The 15,831-nt window shown below is 69.6% G+C and carries 12 protein-coding genes; 6 read left to right on the top strand and 6 right to left on the bottom strand.

Going from position 1 to position 15,831, the window contains the following annotated elements; all coding sequences use genetic code 11:
• Positions 1-312: 312 nt before the first annotated feature.
• The 4 genes from WFQ05_RS07595 to WFQ05_RS07580 are packed head-to-tail and all read right to left on the bottom strand — an operon-like array spanning position 313 to position 4,699.
• Positions 313-909, bottom strand: a complete 597-nt coding sequence (locus WFQ05_RS07595; protein WP_337053328.1) for a DUF938 domain-containing protein — start codon at positions 907-909, stop codon at positions 313-315.
• Between the two features lie 12 nt (positions 910-921).
• Positions 922-2,421, bottom strand: a complete 1,500-nt coding sequence (locus WFQ05_RS07590; protein WP_130561024.1) for an ATP-binding protein — start codon at positions 2,419-2,421, stop codon at positions 922-924.
• 5 nt (positions 2,422-2,426) lie between these two features.
• Positions 2,427-2,870 (bottom strand): response regulator, encoded by a 444-nt coding sequence (locus tag WFQ05_RS07585; protein WP_130524600.1) that lies wholly within the window; start codon positions 2,868-2,870, stop codon positions 2,427-2,429.
• On the bottom strand, positions 2,867-4,699 hold the full coding sequence (locus WFQ05_RS07580; RefSeq protein WP_337053327.1) for an ATP-binding protein: 1,833 nt from the start codon (positions 4,697-4,699) through the stop codon (positions 2,867-2,869). Before WFQ05_RS07580 ends, WFQ05_RS07585 begins: the two co-directional genes overlap by 4 nt.
• Before the next feature lie 307 nt (positions 4,700-5,006).
• Here WFQ05_RS07580 and WFQ05_RS07575 point away from each other — a divergent pair, with 307 nt between their 5' ends.
• The 6 genes from WFQ05_RS07575 to WFQ05_RS07550 all read left to right on the top strand — a co-directional run bounded on the left by WFQ05_RS07575 (position 5,007) and on the right by WFQ05_RS07550 (position 11,969).
• Positions 5,007-6,614 (top strand): glucan biosynthesis protein D, encoded by a 1,608-nt coding sequence (locus WFQ05_RS07575; protein ID WP_130524598.1) that lies wholly within the window; start codon positions 5,007-5,009, stop codon positions 6,612-6,614.
• Between the two features lie 327 nt (positions 6,615-6,941).
• A complete protein-coding gene (locus tag WFQ05_RS07570; RefSeq protein WP_337053326.1) occupies positions 6,942-8,126 on the top strand; it encodes a glycosyltransferase in 1,185 nt (394 codons plus the stop codon).
• Positions 8,127-8,253: 127 nt separating this feature from the next.
• Positions 8,254-9,027, top strand: coding sequence for a glucose-1-phosphate cytidylyltransferase (gene rfbF, locus WFQ05_RS07565; protein ID WP_130520769.1), 774 nt, complete (start codon positions 8,254-8,256; stop codon positions 9,025-9,027).
• A gap of 6 nt (positions 9,028-9,033) precedes the next feature.
• Positions 9,034-10,080, top strand: a complete 1,047-nt coding sequence (locus WFQ05_RS07560; RefSeq protein ID WP_130524596.1) for an SDR family oxidoreductase — start codon at positions 9,034-9,036, stop codon at positions 10,078-10,080.
• Complete coding sequence (gene rfbC, locus WFQ05_RS07555; protein WP_130524595.1) at positions 10,077-10,640, top strand: dTDP-4-dehydrorhamnose 3,5-epimerase; 564 nt, start codon at positions 10,077-10,079, stop codon at positions 10,638-10,640. Before WFQ05_RS07560 ends, rfbC begins: the two co-directional genes overlap by 4 nt.
• Before the next feature lie 24 nt (positions 10,641-10,664).
• Positions 10,665-11,969 (top strand): SAF domain-containing protein, encoded by a 1,305-nt coding sequence (locus WFQ05_RS07550; protein ID WP_337053325.1) that lies wholly within the window; start codon positions 10,665-10,667, stop codon positions 11,967-11,969.
• Positions 11,970-12,188: 219 nt separating this feature from the next.
• Here WFQ05_RS07550 and WFQ05_RS07545 read toward each other — a convergent pair whose 3' ends face one another.
• Both WFQ05_RS07545 and uvrD read right to left on the bottom strand, forming a co-directional pair.
• Positions 12,189-12,635: a universal stress protein gene (locus WFQ05_RS07545; RefSeq protein WP_337053323.1), complete on the bottom strand. Its 447-nt coding sequence runs from the start codon at positions 12,633-12,635 to the stop codon at positions 12,189-12,191.
• Between the two features lie 769 nt (positions 12,636-13,404).
• The gene (gene uvrD, locus WFQ05_RS07540) at positions 13,405-15,615 is read right to left on the bottom strand and encodes a DNA helicase II (RefSeq protein WP_130535338.1); all 2,211 of its coding nucleotides are present in this window, start codon (positions 15,613-15,615) and stop codon (positions 13,405-13,407) included.
• Positions 15,616-15,831 lie beyond the last annotated feature (216 nt).

Genomic DNA, 15,831 nt, shown 5'->3' with positions numbered 1-15,831 from the left:
GCGGGCGACGCGGCGCATCAGGCGCAAAGGCGCTGGATTCCCGCCTTCGCGGGAATGACGACCCGAAGGACCCGCGTCGCTGCTTCCGGTACTTCCGCTACTTCCGTTGTTGCCCTTGTTGCCGCTGCTGCTGTTGCTGCTGGTTGCTTTGGCTCTGGCTTCAAGGCCCCTCCCCTTTCGCGCAGCGAAGGGGGAGGCTGGGAGGGGGTGCTTTTGCTTTTGACTTTCCCGCGAAGCGCACCCCTCCCCCTCAGTCGCTAGCCGCGACTTCGAGCTCCCCTTGGCCTGCGGCCAAAGGGAGGAAGCGAAGCGCTACCCCCGCCGCCACACCAGAAAGCGATTGTTCGCCGGCATCGCGTGATCGGCCTCCAGCCGCAGGCCGATGCCGCGCGCCAGCGCATCGACCGCCTCGAGATCGCGGATCCCGCTGACCGGATCGCGCGCCTTCAGCCACTGGTCGAACTGCGCATTGCTGTCGCTGGTGAAGGCACCGCCGTAGTTGAACGGCCCGTAGACCGCCAGGACGCCGCCGTGCTCCAGCACACCCGACAGCCCGGCGAAGCAGGCCTGCACCTGCGGCCAGCCCATGATGTGCAGCGTATTGGCGGTGAACACCGCATCGAACGTCTGCGCCGGCCACGGCCCGCGCGCCACGTCCAGCTCCAGCGGCGGCGGGGTGTTGGGCAGGGCGGCCTCGTCCAGCCACGCGGCGATGCCGGGCAGGTGTTCGGCACGCTCGCTGGTCTGCCAGCACAGCTGCGGCAGCGCCGCGGCGAAATGCACCGCGTGCTGGCCGGTGCCGCTGCCGATCTCCAGCACGCGGCGAGTCCGGGCCAGCAGCGGACGCAGCACCGCCAGGATCGGGTCGCGATTGCGCGCGCAGGACGGCGCGAACGGCTTGTCCACCATGCGCCGGCCGGCTCAGCCCTCGGCGGGCTGCAGCGCCTCGGCCACGGCGTGGAAGAGCCGGCCCATTTCCAGCGGCTTGTCGAGGAACTCCGCACGCAGGCCCGCCGGCAGTTCGGAGCGGTCGAACGGGCGCGCCGGATCCTGCAGCAGCAGCACCGGGCCGCGATAGCCGCGCTGGACCAGCGCCTGCACCAGCGCGGTGGCCGGCAGCAGCACGAAGTCGCTGTCGATGATGAACAGCTCGGGCATGCCGTCGACCACGGCCGCGCGCAGCGCGTAGGCGCCGTCGGGCGCGGTGGCCGGCGCGTAGCCCTGGCTTTCCAGCGCGTTGCGCAGCAGCGACTGGCGCGTGCTGTCGCCGTCGACCAGCAGGATGCGCTGGCCCTGGCCCGGGGCCGGCACGCTGGATTGCGGCGCGGCGCCGCCGGTGACCGGCAGCACCACCGCGAAGGTCGTGCCCACGCCCGGCGTGCTGTCCACCTCGATGCGGCCCTGGTACTGCTCGACGATGCGCAGGCAGGACATCAGCCCCAGGCCCGTGCCCTCGGACTTGGTGGTGAAGAACGGGGTGAACAGCTGGCTGCGCGTCTTGGCGTCCATGCCGATGCCCTCATCGGCCACGCGGATGCACACGCCTTCCTCGACCGGCCGCGCCGACAGGGTCAGCGTGCCGCCCGTGGGCATGGCCTGGATCGCGTTGAGGCACAGGTTGATCAGCACCTGCTGCAGCTCGACGTAGTTGGCGTCGATCTGCACCGGCGTGGCCGGCGGCTGCAGGTCCAGGCGCACGTTGTCCGGCAGGGTGCCCTGCAGCAGCACCTGCACGGCCTGGAACAGCTCGCCCACCGACACGTCCTCGCGCGCCTTGCGCGCGCCGCGCACGAAGGACAGCATCGACTCGGCCATCTCGTGGCCGCGCCGGCCGGACTCGGCGATCACCTCGCCCAGCTTGTGGATCTTGGGGTTGTCGCTGTGGATGGCCAGCAGGTCCGGCACGATCAGCAGCGGCTGCAGGATGTTGCGCAGGTCGTGGCTCAGGCCCGCGGCCAGCATCGCCATCGAATCCAGCCGCTGCGAGCGCAGCAGCTCCTTCTCCACGCGCGCGCGTTCGTGCTCGCTACGCGCCTCGCGGATCGCGCGCGCGGCCGCCGACGGCAGGCGCGCGGTCTTGTCCTTGAGGATGTAGTCGGCCGCGCCCTCGCGCAGCGCCTGCACCGCGGTCTCCTCGCCCATGGTGCCGGAGACGAAGATGAAGGGGATCGGCGGCTGATGGCTACGCACCAGCTGCAGCGCCTGATGCCCGGAGAAGCCCGGCATGCTCAGGTCCGACAGCACCAGGTCCGGCTTGAACGTCGCCAGCGCGCGCGCGAGCTCGGCCTCGGTATCGACCCGCTCGAACTCGGCCTCCAGCCCCGCGTCCACCAGCTGCATGGACGTCAGCTCGGCGTCCTCCGGCGAATCCTCCACCAGGAGGATGCGCACGGGGCCGATCGGGGCGGCGCTCAGCGGCATGCCGTTCAGGCCTGCCCCGGGGCTTCGTTGAACACGGCCCAGAACGTACCCAGCGTCTTGACCGCGGTGAAGAACTGGTCGATGTCCACCGGCTTGACCACATAGGCGTTGGCGCCCAGGTCCCAGCTGCGCACCAGGTCGCTTTCCTCGCGCGAGGACGACAGGATGACCACCGGCAGCGGCTTGAGCGCCTCGTCCTCGCGGATCGCGCGCAGCACTTCCAGCCCGTCCATGCGCGGCATCTTGATGTCCAGCAGCACCACCGCCGGCAGGCCCTCCGGGCGCTCGGCATAGGCGCCGCGGCGCAGCAGGTAATCCAGCGCCTCCACGCCGTCCTCCACGTGCACGATGGGGTTGGCCAGGTTGGCCTCGCGCAGCGCGTCGATCGCCATCTCGGCGTCGGCGATGCTGTCTTCGGCCAGCAGGATGGTGCGGATCGGGGTACTCATGAGAGGAACTCTGCAGGGGTGGGCCCGCGCGGGACGAACGCGTCGTCCGGCGAGCTGGGGATGATGAAGTGGAACGTGGCGCCCTGGTCGGGCTCGGCCTCGGCCCAGACGCGGCCGCCATGGCGCGTCACGACGCGGCGCACGCTGGCGAGGCCAATGCCCGTACCGGCGTACTCGCTGGATTTGTGCAGCCGCTGGAACACGCCGAACAGCTTGCCGGCGTAGGCCATGTCGAAACCGGCGCCATTATCGCGCACCCAGAAGTGATGCTCGCCATCGCCCTCCAGCCGGTAGCCGACGTGGATCTGGGCGACCTCGCGCTTGCCGCTGTACTTGACCGCGTTGCCCAGCAAGTTCTGCCAGACCTGGCGCAGCATGTTCTCGTCGCCCACCAGGATCGGCAGCGGGTCGATGTCCCAGTCCACGCGCAGCGGCAGGGCGTGCTTGTCCGCGCTGACCTGCGCATCGAGCATCGAGCGCGTCTCGGCCACCAGCGACTGCATGTCCACCGCCTGCAGGCGCAGCACGACCCGGCCCAGGCGCGAATACACCAGCAGGTCGTCGATCAGCGCCGACATGCGCCGCGCCGAGTCGCCGATCACCTGCAGGTAGTGGCGGCTGCGCTCGTCGGTGTCCTCGCCCAGGTGGCGGGCCAGCTTGTCGGCGAAGCCGGACACGTGGCGCAGCGGCGCGCGCAGGTCGTGCGAGACCGAATAGCTGAAGGCCTCCAGCTCGCGGTTGACGTCCGAGACCTGCTCGATCTTGCCTTCCAGCTGGCGGTTGAGGTCGATGATGCGCTGCTGGCTGGTCTTCTGCGTGGTCACGTCGCTCAAGGTCATCAGCACCGCGTCGTCGCCGCCGTCGGGCAGGGCCATGCGCCGGGCGTTGAGCAGCAGGGTGCGCTGCACGCTGCCGCGGGTCAGCTGCTGGACCTCGTAGTCCCACAGCTCGCGCCCGCGCGCCAGCACGTCGGCCAGGCGCTGGCGCACCACATCGTCGTCCCAGGCGTCGCTGAGCTCGTCCAGGCGCGGATGGCGCTCTGCCAGGTCGTCCTCGTCGATGGCGTAGAGCTCGGCGAAGGCCGCGTTGTGCAGCAGCACGCGCTGGTCGCGGTCCAGCACCACGATCGGCTCGCGCACGGTCTGCAGCACGGTGGCCGCGCGCGCGTCGGCGCGCGAGGAGGCCTGTTCGGCCGACAGCCGCTGGCCCATCTGCCGGGCCAGCAGCCAGATGATCAACACCAGCAGCAGCAGCTGCAGCACCATCGCGCCCAGGCCCAGCCAGCGCACCTGCTCGCGCCGGTCCTGGAAGTCGCGCTCGCGCTGGGCCTTCATGCGCTGCTCGTCCTGCAGCAGTTCCTGCAGGACCGGATGGGCCGGCAGGTCGCTGGCCAGCAGCTTCAGGATCTGGGCGCGGCGCGGGCCGACGCTGTCCGGCAGCTCGGTCGCCAGGGCGATGCGCCGGGTCGCGATCTCGCGCAGGCGGCCCACCCGCACCTGGGTGTCGGCATTGTCCTTGGTCAGCGCCTGCAGCTGATCGAGCATGCGCTCGAGCACGGCCGGGGAGGCCTTCAGGCGCTGGCGCGGGATATTGGCGTCCGCGCCCATGGCCAGTAGCAGGCTGCACTCCTCGGCCTCGCGCAGCTCCACCGTCAGCGCATTGACCTGCGCCTCGACCTGATGGGTGTGCGTGACCCACGCCGCCGCGTTGAGCGTGGACGTGAACAGCTGCTGCAGCAGCAGGGTCGGCAGGATGACGATGAGCAGGACGATCAGCGTCAGCAGAGGCAGACGCCAATCCAGCCACTGCGACCGAAAGGACACGGACATGGGTCTATGGTGAGGGTGACGGGAAGCCCGGATCTTCACCCGGACTCTACGAAAGTTAATGCGACAGCATCCGCTTGCTTCCCGTCCGTCGCGCGCCGTCCCTCCCAGCTGTGGACTGCGACCCGACACGCGAAACGCGTGCTTGTGGAGCACCCAACAAGTGGACCGTTTGAGATGTAAAGAATCCGTGAAAGCGCGTGAAGATGAATAGGCCAGACAGGCAACGGCCGCTTTGTCAGCAGACCGCCAACGCCACAACGCTTAGCATCTACCCGATTCCTTCTCTCTCGGCCCTGCCCCCGCCTGCATGATCCGACGTCAATTCCTCACCCGCGCCGCCGGGACCCTGGCCGCCCTGGGCCTGCCCCCCTCGCTGCTGGCCTCGCAGGCCGCGCTGGCCGCGCCCGGCAAGTCCAACCTGGTGTTCGGCCCGGCCCAGCCCTTCGACTACGCCAGCCTGAAGGGCCAGGCGCGGGCACTGGCCAGCGCGCCGTACAAGCCGCATGGCGGCCCGCTGCCGGCGGCGCTGGACGGGATCAGCTGGGACCACTACCAGGCCATCCGCTACCGCAAGGACCACGCGCTGTGGACCGGCCAGGACGATGCCTTCCTGGCCCAGTTCTTCCACATGGGCCTGTACTTCAAGCGGCCGGTGACCATGCACGAGGTCGCCGACGGCCAGGCGCGCGAGATCAAGTACAACGCGGGCATGTTCGACTACGGCGACAGCGGCCTGGCCAAGGTCAAGCTGCCGGACACGCTGGGCTTTGCGGGCTTTCGCCTCAACACCAAGGACGATCCGAACCGCGACTTCGCCGCCTTCCTGGGCGCCAGCTACTTCCGCGCGGTCGGCAAGGAGGGCCAGTACGGCCAGTCCGCGCGCGGCCTGGCCATCGACACGGGCATGGGCAAGCCGGAGGAGTTCCCGGACTTCGTCGCCTATTACCTGGAGCGGCCGGCCAAGGGCTCCAATACGCTGGTGGTCTACGGCCTGCTGGATTCGCCCAGCGTGGCCGGCGCCTACCGCTTCGCGCTGACCCCGGGCGAGCCGCTGCTGATGGACATCGACTGCGCGCTCTACCCGCGCACCAGCATCGAGCGCCTGGGCCTGGCGCCGTGCACCAGCATGTACCAGACCGGCGAGAACGACCGCCGCATGGCCTGGGACTGGCGCCCGGAGATCCACGACACCGACGGCCTGGCCCTGCACACCGGCAGCGGCGAGTGGATCTGGCGCCCGCTGACCAATCCGCCGCAGCTGCGCTTCAACGCCTTCGCCGACAACGATCCCAAGGGCTTCGGCCTGCTCCAGCGCGATCGCGACTTCGACCACTACCAGGACGACGGCGTGTTCTACGAGAAGCGCCCGTGCCTGTGGATCGAGCCCAAGGGCGGCTGGGGCGCCGGCTCGGTGCAGCTGGTGGAGATCCCCACGGTCGATGAGACCTTCGACAACATCGTGGCGTTCTGGAACCCCAAGGAGAAGCCGCAGGCCGGCCAGGAGCTGCTCTACGGCTACAAGCTGTTCTGGGGCTCGGCCGCGCCCTCGCAGCCGCCGCAGGCGCATTGCGTGGCCACCCGCACCGGCCTGGGCGGCGTGGTGGGGCAGAAGCGCAGCAAGTGGTCGCAGCGCTTCGCCGTGGACTTCGTCGGCGGCAAGCTGGCCGCGCTGGAAGCGGCCAACGCCAAGGTCGACCCGGCGCTGGAGATCCGCGGCGGCACGCTGGAGACGGTGTCGTGCCGGCCGCTGCGCGAGCTGCACGGCTACCGGGTGATGTTCGACGTGGTGCCGGAGAAGGAAGACAGCAGCCAGATCGATCTACGCCTGTACCTCAAGGACGCCACCGGCTCCCTGAGCGAGACCTGGCTGTACCAGTTCAGCCCGCCGCCGGCGGCCGAGCGCAAGATCTACTGAGCCGCCGCGGGCGGCCAACTGCCTGCCATTGAAGCGCGGGACGCGCGATGCGCCCCGCTGTCCTGTCCGCGCGCGCGACTGCGTTAACCGCAGTAAGCCACCGAAAGATGCCATTGCAGCGGCATCGGGGGGGGGACACGACCTGGGGCGCGCGCGGGAGGCGCGCCGGGTCGCGACCGGTGGGCTGAATGCGGTGCCGTGCCGGTCCATCGTGGCCGCGCGTTCCTGAAGGTCCGGTCCGCCCTGCGCCGCTGCGCATGGGCGGACGCCTGCAGGAAGGCGCGAGGCGATGCGTCAGGTTTCCCCACACTTGACGAAGGAATGCCCATGGCCGACCGATCGGTCCTGCTGTCGAGCAATTACAACGCCTGGCCCGAGCCGTTCAACGGCCAGGCCTACGCCTTCCTCAACGTGATCGCCCAGGTCGAGAACGCCGACCTGCTGATCCCGTCCGCCGCGCCGCATACGGCCGGGCGCGGGGTCAATCCCAGCGTGGGCTATCTGTGGAACGAGCTGCGCCACCGGGTGGTGTCGCAGGCCTGGCGCCGGCTGGGCCGGCCGGGCCTGTCCAACGCCGGCCAGACCCAGGTCGGCCGCGACTACGACGTGTTCGTGTTCGTGTGCCAGTTCCCGCCCGAGCTGACCACGCTGGCGCGGATCAAGGGCTGGCGCGAGCGCTGCGGCAAGGCGTACTGCTACCTGCTCGAGGGCTGGCCCGAGCGTTTCCCGCACCAGGCGCAGGAGCTGCGCATGCTCGACGCGTTCGATCATGTGTTCGTGCTCAACGCCGAGAGCATCCCGGCGCTGCGCCAGTACACCTCCACGCCGATCTCCTTCCTGCCCAGCGCCTGCGACACGCTGCTGTCCTGCCCCTACCCCGAGGCGCCGCCGCGCAGCATCGACGTGCTCTCCCTGGGCCGGCGCATGCCCGAGCTGCACACCAAGCTCAGCGCGCTGGCCGCGCACGACGGCAACTTCTTCTACGTGCACGACGTGCTCAAGGCCGGCGCGGTCACCGACTGGGCCGAACACCGCGCCCAGTCGGCGGCGATGATCAAGCGCGCCAAGTACTTCATCGCCTACGACTTCACCGTGGACATCACCGGGGTGTTCAAGGGCGTGCGCAAGAACGCGCTGGCCACGCGCTATTTCGAGGGCACCGCCGGCGGGGCGATCGTGCTGGGCTCGCGCCAGCACTGCCCGGAGTTCGACGACCACTTCGACTGGCCCGATGCGGTGATCGAGCTGCCGCCCGGCACGCCGGACGTGGGCGCGTTCCTGGCCGACCTGGGCAGCCAGAGCGCGCGCCTGGAGCAGGCGCGCGCGACCAATGTCAGCCAGGCCCTGCGCCGCCACGACTGGGCGCATCGCTGGGGCCAGCTGCTGGATGTGGCCGGCCTTCCCCGCAGTCCGCGTCTTCAACAACGGATCGAGCGACTGGCCCGCATGGCCGGCATGGTCGATGTCGCGCATGGCACGCCGCTGGTGCGTCGCCGCGACGTCACCGTCTGATCGGGCAGTCCCCCTTGCGCGTTGCGGTCAGGGCCGCCCGTCGCGCCGTGCTTTCGCCGGCGCGGCCAGGACGCGCGAGCCATGACTTTTTCGCAGGAGACCAAGACGTGACGCGGAAGGAGCAGCAATGAAGGCAGTCATCCTGGCCGGTGGCCTGGGCACCCGCATCTCCGAGGAGACCTCCGTGCGGCCCAAGCCGATGGTGGAGATCGGCGGCAGGCCGGTGCTGTGGCACATCATGAAGATGTACAGCCACCACGGCATCAACGACTTCATCGTCTGCCTGGGCTATCGCGGCGAGGTCATCAAGGACTTCTTCATCAATTACCACCTGATGGGCTCGGACATCACCTGCGACCTGGCCAGCAACACCACCACCCTGCACGACAGCCGCGCCGAGCCCTGGCGCGTGACCCTGGTGGACACCGGCGCGGACACCATGACCGGCGGCCGCCTCAAGCGGGTGATGCCTTACCTGAAGGACGAAGAGGCCTTCTGCCTGACCTATGGCGACGGCGTGTCCGACGTGGACATCGGCGCCGGCATCGCCCTGCACCGGCGCGAGGGCCGGCTGGCGACGGTGACCGCGGTGCAGCCGCCCGGCCGCTTCGGCGCGCTGCGGGTGGAGAGCGATGCGGTCACCGGCTTCCGCGAGAAGCCGGCCGACGGCGACGGCCTGATCAACGGCGGCTTCTTCGTGCTCTCGCCCAAGGTCGCCGACTTCATCGAGGGCGACGACACGGTGTGGGAGAGCGCGCCGCTGGAAGGCCTGGTCGAGCAGGGCCAGCTGAGCGTGTACAAGCACGAAGGCTTCTGGCAGCCGATGGACACCCTGCGCGACAAGAACTATCTCAACGATCTCTGGAACCACAACAAGGCGCCCTGGCGCGTCTGGGAGTAAGCAACGATGCGCATCCTGATCACCGGCAACATGGGCTACATCGGGCCGGTCCTGGCCAGGCACCTGCGCCAGCGCTTCCCGCAGGCCTGGCTGGTCGGCGTGGACCGCGGCTGGTTCGCCCATTGCCTGTCGGACAAGCGCGGCCTGCCCGAGGTGGTGCTGGACGAACAATGGTTCCGCGACGTGCGCGACCTGACCGCGCGGGAGCTGGCCGGCTTCGACGCGGTGGTGCACCTGGCCGCGGTGTCCAACGATGCGATGGGCAAGCGCTTCGAGCAGGTCACCGACCAGATTAACTGCAAGGCCAGCCTGTCGGTGGCCCGCGCGGCGGCCGAGGCGGGCGTGAAGCATTTCGTGTTCGCCTCCAGCTGCAGCGTCTACGGCGCCGCCGCCGACGGCACGCCGCGCTCGGAATCCAGCGCCGTGGCGCCGCTGACCGCCTACGCGCACTCCAAGATCGACACCGAGACCGGGCTGGCGGCCCTGGACACGGACATGACCGTCACCGCCCTGCGCTTCGCCACCGCCTGCGGCGCCTCGCCGCGCCTGCGCCTGGACCTGGTGCTGAACGACTTCGTCGCCGGCGCGGTGGCCAGCGGCAAGGTCGACGTGCTCTCCGACGGCACGCCTTGGCGCCCGCTGATCCACGTGCGCGACATGGCGCGCGCGATCGAATGGGCGATCCAGCGCCCGGCCGCGCAGGGCGGACGCTACCTGTTCGTCAACGCCGGCTCGGAGCGCTGGAACGTGCAGGTGCGCGACCTGGCCCGTGCCGTGGGCGCGGCCATCCCCACCGCCGAGGTCTCCATCTCGACCAACGCGCCGGCGGACAACCGCTCCTACCGCGTGGACTTCTCGCTGTTCGAGCGGCTGGCGCCGGACCACCAGCCGATCGAGACGCTGGAAGGCACCATCGCCGAGCTGCGCGACGAGCTGCAGCGCACCGCCTTCTCCGACCGCAACTTCCGCCAGAGCGGCTTCATCCGCCTGCGCATCCTGGAAGGGCTGGTCGACAGCGGCGTGCTGGCGCCCGATCTGCGGGCGGCGGCATGAAGTTCCACAGCACGCCGCTGCACGGCGCCTATGTGATCGAGCCGGAACAGCGCGGCGACGCGCGCGGCTGGTTCGCGCGGGTGTTCTGCGAGAAGGAAATGGCCGCGGCGGGGCTGGTGGACCGCTTCGTGCAGGTCAACAACTCCTACAACGCCGAGGCCGGCACGCTGCGCGGCATGCACTACCAGCTGCCGCCGGCCGCCGAGGTCAAGATCGTGCGCTGCGTACGCGGCGCGCTGTGGGACTGCATCGTCGACCTGCGTCCGGATTCGCCCACGTACCTGAAGTGGCACGGGGTGGAACTGACGGCGGAGAACCGGCTGGCCTACTACGTGCCGCGCGGCTTCGCCCATGGCTTCGTCACGCTGGAACCGGACACCGAGGCCTTTTACCTGGCCAGCGCGTTCTATGAGCCCAGCGCCGAGCGTGGGCTGCGCTGGAACGACCCGACCTTCGACATCCAGTGGCCGGCGGCGGGCCGGATCGTCTCGGACAAGGATGCGGCCTGGCCGGACTTCGACCCCACCTATCACGGCGTCGATCGGCTGATCGGCTACTGAGCCACGCTTCAAGGAGTTTCCCCCATGGTCATCGATCGACTGCTGCAGGCGCGACAGGCCGCCGGCACCCCCATCCGCGTCGGGCTGTACGGCGCCGGCTTCATGGCCAAGGGCATCGTCAACCAGATCGTGCATTCGGTGCCGGGCATGGTGCTGTCGGTGATCTGCAACCGCAACGTGGACAAGGCGCTGGCCGCCTTCGCCCTGGCCGGCGTGCAGGCGCGCGTGGTCGAGACCGGCCGCGCGCTGGCCGACGCCATCACCAGCGGCGTGCCCGCGGTCACCCACGACCCGGCGCTGCTGTACGAATGCGACCTGCTCGACTGCCTGGTCGATGCGACCGGCGCGGTGGAGTACGGCGCGCACATCTCGCTGGCCGCCATCGCCCACGGCCGCGACATGGTCACGATGAACGCCGAGCTGGACGGCACCGTCGGCCCGCTGCTCAAGCGCAAGGCGGATGCGGCCGGCGTGATCTTCACCGCCTGCGACGGCGACCAGCCCGGCGTGCAGATGAACCTGTTCCGCTTCGTCAAGTCGATCGGGCTGACGCCGCTGATGTGCGGCAACATCAAGGGCCTGCAGGACCCGTATCGCACGCCGACCACGCAGGCCGGCTTCGCCGCCAAGTGGGGCCAGGACCCGTACATGGTCACCAGCTTCGCCGACGGCACCAAGATCAGCTTCGAGCAGGCCATCGTCGCCAACGGCACCGGCATGTCGATCCTGCAGCGCGGCATGACCGGCTACGACCACCGTGGCCACGTGGACGAGCTGACCAGGAAATACGACATCGACGCGCTCAAGGCCGTCGGCGGCGCGGTCGACTACGTGGTCGGCGCGCTGCCCAGCCCGGGCGTGTACGTGCTGGCCAGTCACGACGATCCCAAACAGCAGCACTACCTCAACCTCTACAAGCTGGGCGAGGGCCCGCTGTACAGCTTCTACACGCCGTACCACCTGTGCCATTTCGAAGTGCCGCTGTCGGTGGCGCGCGTGGTGCTGCTGCGCGATGCGGTGCTGCAGCCGCTGGGCGGCCCGCTGGTCGAGGTGGTGGCTACCGCCAAGCGCGACCTGGCTGCGGGCGAGACGATCGACGCGCTGGGCGGCTACCTGACCTATGGCCAGTGCGAGCGCGCCGACTTCACCGCGCGCGACGCGCTGCTGCCGATGGGCGTGGCCGAGGGCTGCGTGCTCCGGCACGACGTGGCCAAGGACCAGGTGCTGACCTATGCCGATGTGGAGCTGCCGCAGGGGCGCTTGATCGATCGCCTGCGAGTCGAGCAGGCTGCGCTGTTCGAGACTGCTGGGCAGGCCGTGACGGTCTGAGTGGCGTCGGGGTCGCCGGATCCGCGCGTTCGGCGTGTCGTGGTGCCGATGTGGACTCGGTAGATGAGGTCTGAGGCGATCTGGGCGGACGTCCATGGATCCCCGCTTTCGCGGGGATGACGGCTTTTCCCCAGACACCGGCGCCCATCCGGACGCGTCACTCCCGCGAACGCGGAAGTCCATGGACGTGCGCAACCGCGGCGCGGTGCGCCCGGCCGATCAGCGCACCACCAGCACCGGCACGGTGCTGCGGGTCAGGACCTCGGCGGTCTGGCTGCCCAGCAGCACGCGGGTCACGCCGCGGCGGCCGTGCGAGGCCATCACCACCAGGTCATTGCCGCGTGCCGCCATGGTCTCCAGGATGCCGTCGGCGGCATAACGGTCCAGCACATGGATCGGCTCGGCCTCCACCTCCATCGCCTCGGCCCGATCCAGCGCCGGCTGCAGGATGGCGTTGGCGGCCTGCTCCCGCTCGGCCCGGTACTCGGGACCGGATTCATAGCCCACCACCCAGCCCTGCGCATCGACCATGCCGCCGGCCCACGGCTCGGACACGGTCAGGATGTCGACCTTGGCGCCCAGCCGCGCCGCGAGCCCCAGGCCCTGGTCCAGGCCACGCAGGGAAAGCTCGGAACCATCGATGGCAATCAGAATGCGTCGGTACATGGGACCCTCCACGCGCTGCGGTGATGCCCTATTCAAGCGCGATCGCCCCCACCCCGCCTTGATCGCGATCAAAGCCCGCAAAAACCCGCCAGCCCAGCCCCAACCCCAACCGCCAGCGCGAAGCGCGTGCTACCGCCTCCTCCCACCCCCCACCACCCCCCGCCTAAACCCGCCCCGCCCCACCCGCGGCGCCAGCTCTAGCTCTAGCTCTAGCTCTAGCTCTAGCTCTAGCTCTAGCTCTAGCTCTAGCTCTAGCTCTGGCTCTGGCTCTGGCTCTGGCTCTGGCTCTGGCTCTGGCTCCGGCTTTGGCTTTGGCTCCGGCTCCGGCTTTGGCTTTGGCTTCCAGGTCCCCCGTAAGGCACGGCGGAGGGGTGAGGACAAGACCCGAAGGGCGCCGCACAGGGATGTGCGGCGTTTTCCGAGGGGACAGGATGTCCCCTTGGAAAATCCCTCGCCCCGCAGCGGACCTGCGCGCAGCGCAGGCGTGCCGCCCGGGGTGTGTTTCTTTTGCCTACTTTTCTTTGCACAAGCAAAGAAAAGTAGGTCGGGCGGCGAAGCCGCACGAAAGCCTTTGATTCAAGAACTATCGCGCGCCAACAGCATCAGAGCAGAAACCCACTAAGAGCCGCTGACAAACCTACCGTTCCCGCGAAGAAGAGAACCCAGAACCTTCGACCTCGCCGCGCGAAAGTCGCTGGATTCCCGCATGCGCGGGAACGACGGTAGAGGATTCGTCGGCGGCTCTAAACCCGCGAGCAAGCCCAACGCCTCAAGCCGGCGACAGATTCGCGTAGGCCAACACCAACCACTTGGCCCCCTCGTCGAACTGCACCTGCACCCGCGCATGCGCGCCCGCCCCCTCATAGTCGATGACCACCCCAGCCCCGAACTTCGGGTGCGACACATTGGCGCCCAGCTTGAGCGCCGGCACCTCCAGCGCCGCATGCCCGCCCGCACCCCGCATCGCCCCCAGCGAGGCCGGCCGCGACACCTGCACCTTGGGCCGCACCTCGTTGAGCAGCTCGCGCGGAATCTCGCGCAGGAAGCGCGAGGGCACGTTGTAGTTGTCCATGCCGTGGATGCGGCGCGACTCTGCGTAGGCCAGCACCAGTTTCTGCCGCGCGCGAGTGATGCCGACGTAGGCCAGGCGCCGCTCCTCCTCCAGCTTGCCCGGCTCCTCGACCGAGCGCGCGCTGGGGAACAGCCCGTCCTCCAGCCCGACCAGGAACACCAGCGGGAACTCCAGCCCCTTGGCCGAATGCAGCGTCATCAGCTGCACCCCGTCCTCGCCGGCCTGGGCCTGGCCTTCGCCCGCCTCCAACGCCGCGTAGGACAGGAACGCCACCAGCTCGTCCATGCTTTGCGCCGCATCGGGCGTGTCGTCCAGCTCCAGCGGATTGACCTCGGCGCGGGCGAAGCGCGAGGCCACCGAGACCAGTTCGTCCAGGTTCTCGGTGCGCGACTCGGCGTCCAGCCCGCCCTTGTTCTCGCGCGCCCAGTGCTCGCGCAGCGCCGAGCGCGCCAGCACGTGGTCGATCTTGTCCTTCAGGTCCAGCGCGGCGGTTTCCTCGCCCAGCGCCTGGATCAGCTGCACGAACGCGGCCAGCGCGTTGCGCGCGCGCCCGGCCAGGTCGCCGCCCTGCGCGGCCTGGCGCGCGGCGTCCCACAGCGACAGCGACGCACCGCGGGCCACGCGCCGCACCTCGTCCAGGGTGCGCTCGCCGATGCCGCGTGGCGGTGTGTTGACCGCGCGTTCGAACGCGGCGTCGTCGGCGCGGTTGGCGACCAGGCGCAGGTAGGCCAGCGCGTCCTTGACCTCGGCGCGCTCGAAGAAGCGCATGCCGCCGTAGACGCGATACGGCACCTGTTCGGCCAGCAGGGCCTCTTCCAGCGCGCGCGACTGGGCGTTGCTGCGGTAGAGCACGGCCACCTCGCCGTAGCTGCCGCCCTCGCGCACCCACTGGCGCGCGCGCTCGACCACGTAGCGCGCCTCATCGACCTCGTTGTAGGCGGCGTAGAGGTCGATCGGATCGCCCTGGCCGGCATCGGTCCACAGCTGCTTGCCGATGCGGTCGGGGTTGTGCGCGATCACCGCGTTGGCCGCGCCCAGGATGTTGGCGGTGGAGCGGTAGTTCTGCTCCAGGCGGATGGTCTGGGCGCCGGGGAAGTCGGTGAGGAAGCGCTGCACGTTCTCCACCTTGGCCCCGCGCCAGCCGTAGATGGCCTGGTCGTCGTCGCCGACCACGAACACCTGCCCGCTGTCGCCGGCCAGCAGGCGGATGAAGCCGTACTGGATGGCGTTGGTGTCCTGGAATTCGTCCACCAGCAGCTGGCCGAAGCGGCGCCGGTAATGCGCCAGCAGCGCCGGGGTGTCGCGCAGCAGTTCGTGCGCGCGCAGCAGCAGTTCGGCGAAATCCACCAGCCCGGCGCGGTCGCAGCGCGCCTGGTACTCGGTATAGGCGGCGACCATGGCGCTGAGCCATTCGTCGCGGCCCTCGGGCTGGATGTGCTGGGGGCGGCGGCCCTCGTCCTTCTGCTGGTTGATCCACCAGGCGATCTGGCGCGGCGGGTACTTGCCCTCGTCCAGCTCCAGCGCCTGGGCCACGCGCTTGACCAGACGCTGCTGGTCGTCCGAGTCCAGCACCTGGAAGCCTTCGGGCAGCCGCGCCTCGTTGAAATGCAGGCGCAGCAGGCGGTGGGCCAGGCCGTGGAAGGTGCCGATCCACATGCCGCGGCTGCCGTTGCGCAGCTGCGCGTCGGTGCGATGGCGCATCTCGGCGGCGGCCTTGTTGGTGAAGGTCACCGCCAGGATGCCGTGGGTGGGCACGCCCAGGACCTCGTTCAGCCAGGCAATGCGGTGGGTGAGCACCCGCGTCTTGCCCGAGCCGGCGCCGGCCAGCACCAGGTAATGCCCCGAAGGGGCGGATACGGCCTCGCGCTGGGCCGGATTGAGATCGTCGAGCAGGTGGGAGACATCCATTGCCCGCCCATTCTACCGGGCCCGTCCTCAGGCCTTGAGAAAACGGAACTCCCCCCGTGGGAGCCGCCATGGCGGCGAGGGGCTTCACCGGGAAAGCCTCTCGCCGCCATGCCGGCCCCCACCTGTAGAGCGGAGCTTGCTCCGCTGGGGCCTTCCCCGCGAACCGAACGAAGAGCAGCGGAGTCCCCAAGAGGGGATTGCCACAAGCTCCGCTCT

The organism is Pseudoxanthomonas sp. USHLN014 (genome assembly GCF_037153335.1).
Lineage (GTDB): Bacteria > Pseudomonadota > Gammaproteobacteria > Xanthomonadales > Xanthomonadaceae > Pseudoxanthomonas_A > Pseudoxanthomonas_A winnipegensis.
This window is presented reverse-complemented; position numbering and strand designations above follow the sequence as displayed.

Coding starts and splice junctions, on each gene's coding strand:
- WFQ05_RS07570 (WP_337053326.1), top strand. CDS start 6,942: ATGGCCGACCGATCGGTCCTGCTGTCGAGCAATTACAACGCCTGGCCC.
- WFQ05_RS07560 (WP_130524596.1), top strand. CDS start 9,034: ATGCGCATCCTGATCACCGGCAACATGGGCTACATCGGGCCGGTCCTG.
- WFQ05_RS07580 (WP_337053327.1), bottom strand. CDS start 4,699: ATGTCCGTGTCCTTTCGGTCGCAGTGGCTGGATTGGCGTCTGCCTCTG.
- WFQ05_RS07545 (WP_337053323.1), bottom strand. CDS start 12,635: ATGTACCGACGCATTCTGATTGCCATCGATGGTTCCGAGCTTTCCCTG.
- WFQ05_RS07595 (WP_337053328.1), bottom strand. CDS start 909: ATGGTGGACAAGCCGTTCGCGCCGTCCTGCGCGCGCAATCGCGACCCG.
- WFQ05_RS07550 (WP_337053325.1), top strand. CDS start 10,665: ATGGTCATCGATCGACTGCTGCAGGCGCGACAGGCCGCCGGCACCCCC.
- WFQ05_RS07575 (WP_130524598.1), top strand. CDS start 5,007: ATGATCCGACGTCAATTCCTCACCCGCGCCGCCGGGACCCTGGCCGCC.
- uvrD (WP_130535338.1), bottom strand. CDS start 15,615: ATGGATGTCTCCCACCTGCTCGACGATCTCAATCCGGCCCAGCGCGAG.
- WFQ05_RS07585 (WP_130524600.1), bottom strand. CDS start 2,870: ATGAGTACCCCGATCCGCACCATCCTGCTGGCCGAAGACAGCATCGCC.
- rfbF (WP_130520769.1), top strand. CDS start 8,254: ATGAAGGCAGTCATCCTGGCCGGTGGCCTGGGCACCCGCATCTCCGAG.
- rfbC (WP_130524595.1), top strand. CDS start 10,077: ATGAAGTTCCACAGCACGCCGCTGCACGGCGCCTATGTGATCGAGCCG.
- WFQ05_RS07590 (WP_130561024.1), bottom strand. CDS start 2,421: ATGCCGCTGAGCGCCGCCCCGATCGGCCCCGTGCGCATCCTCCTGGTG.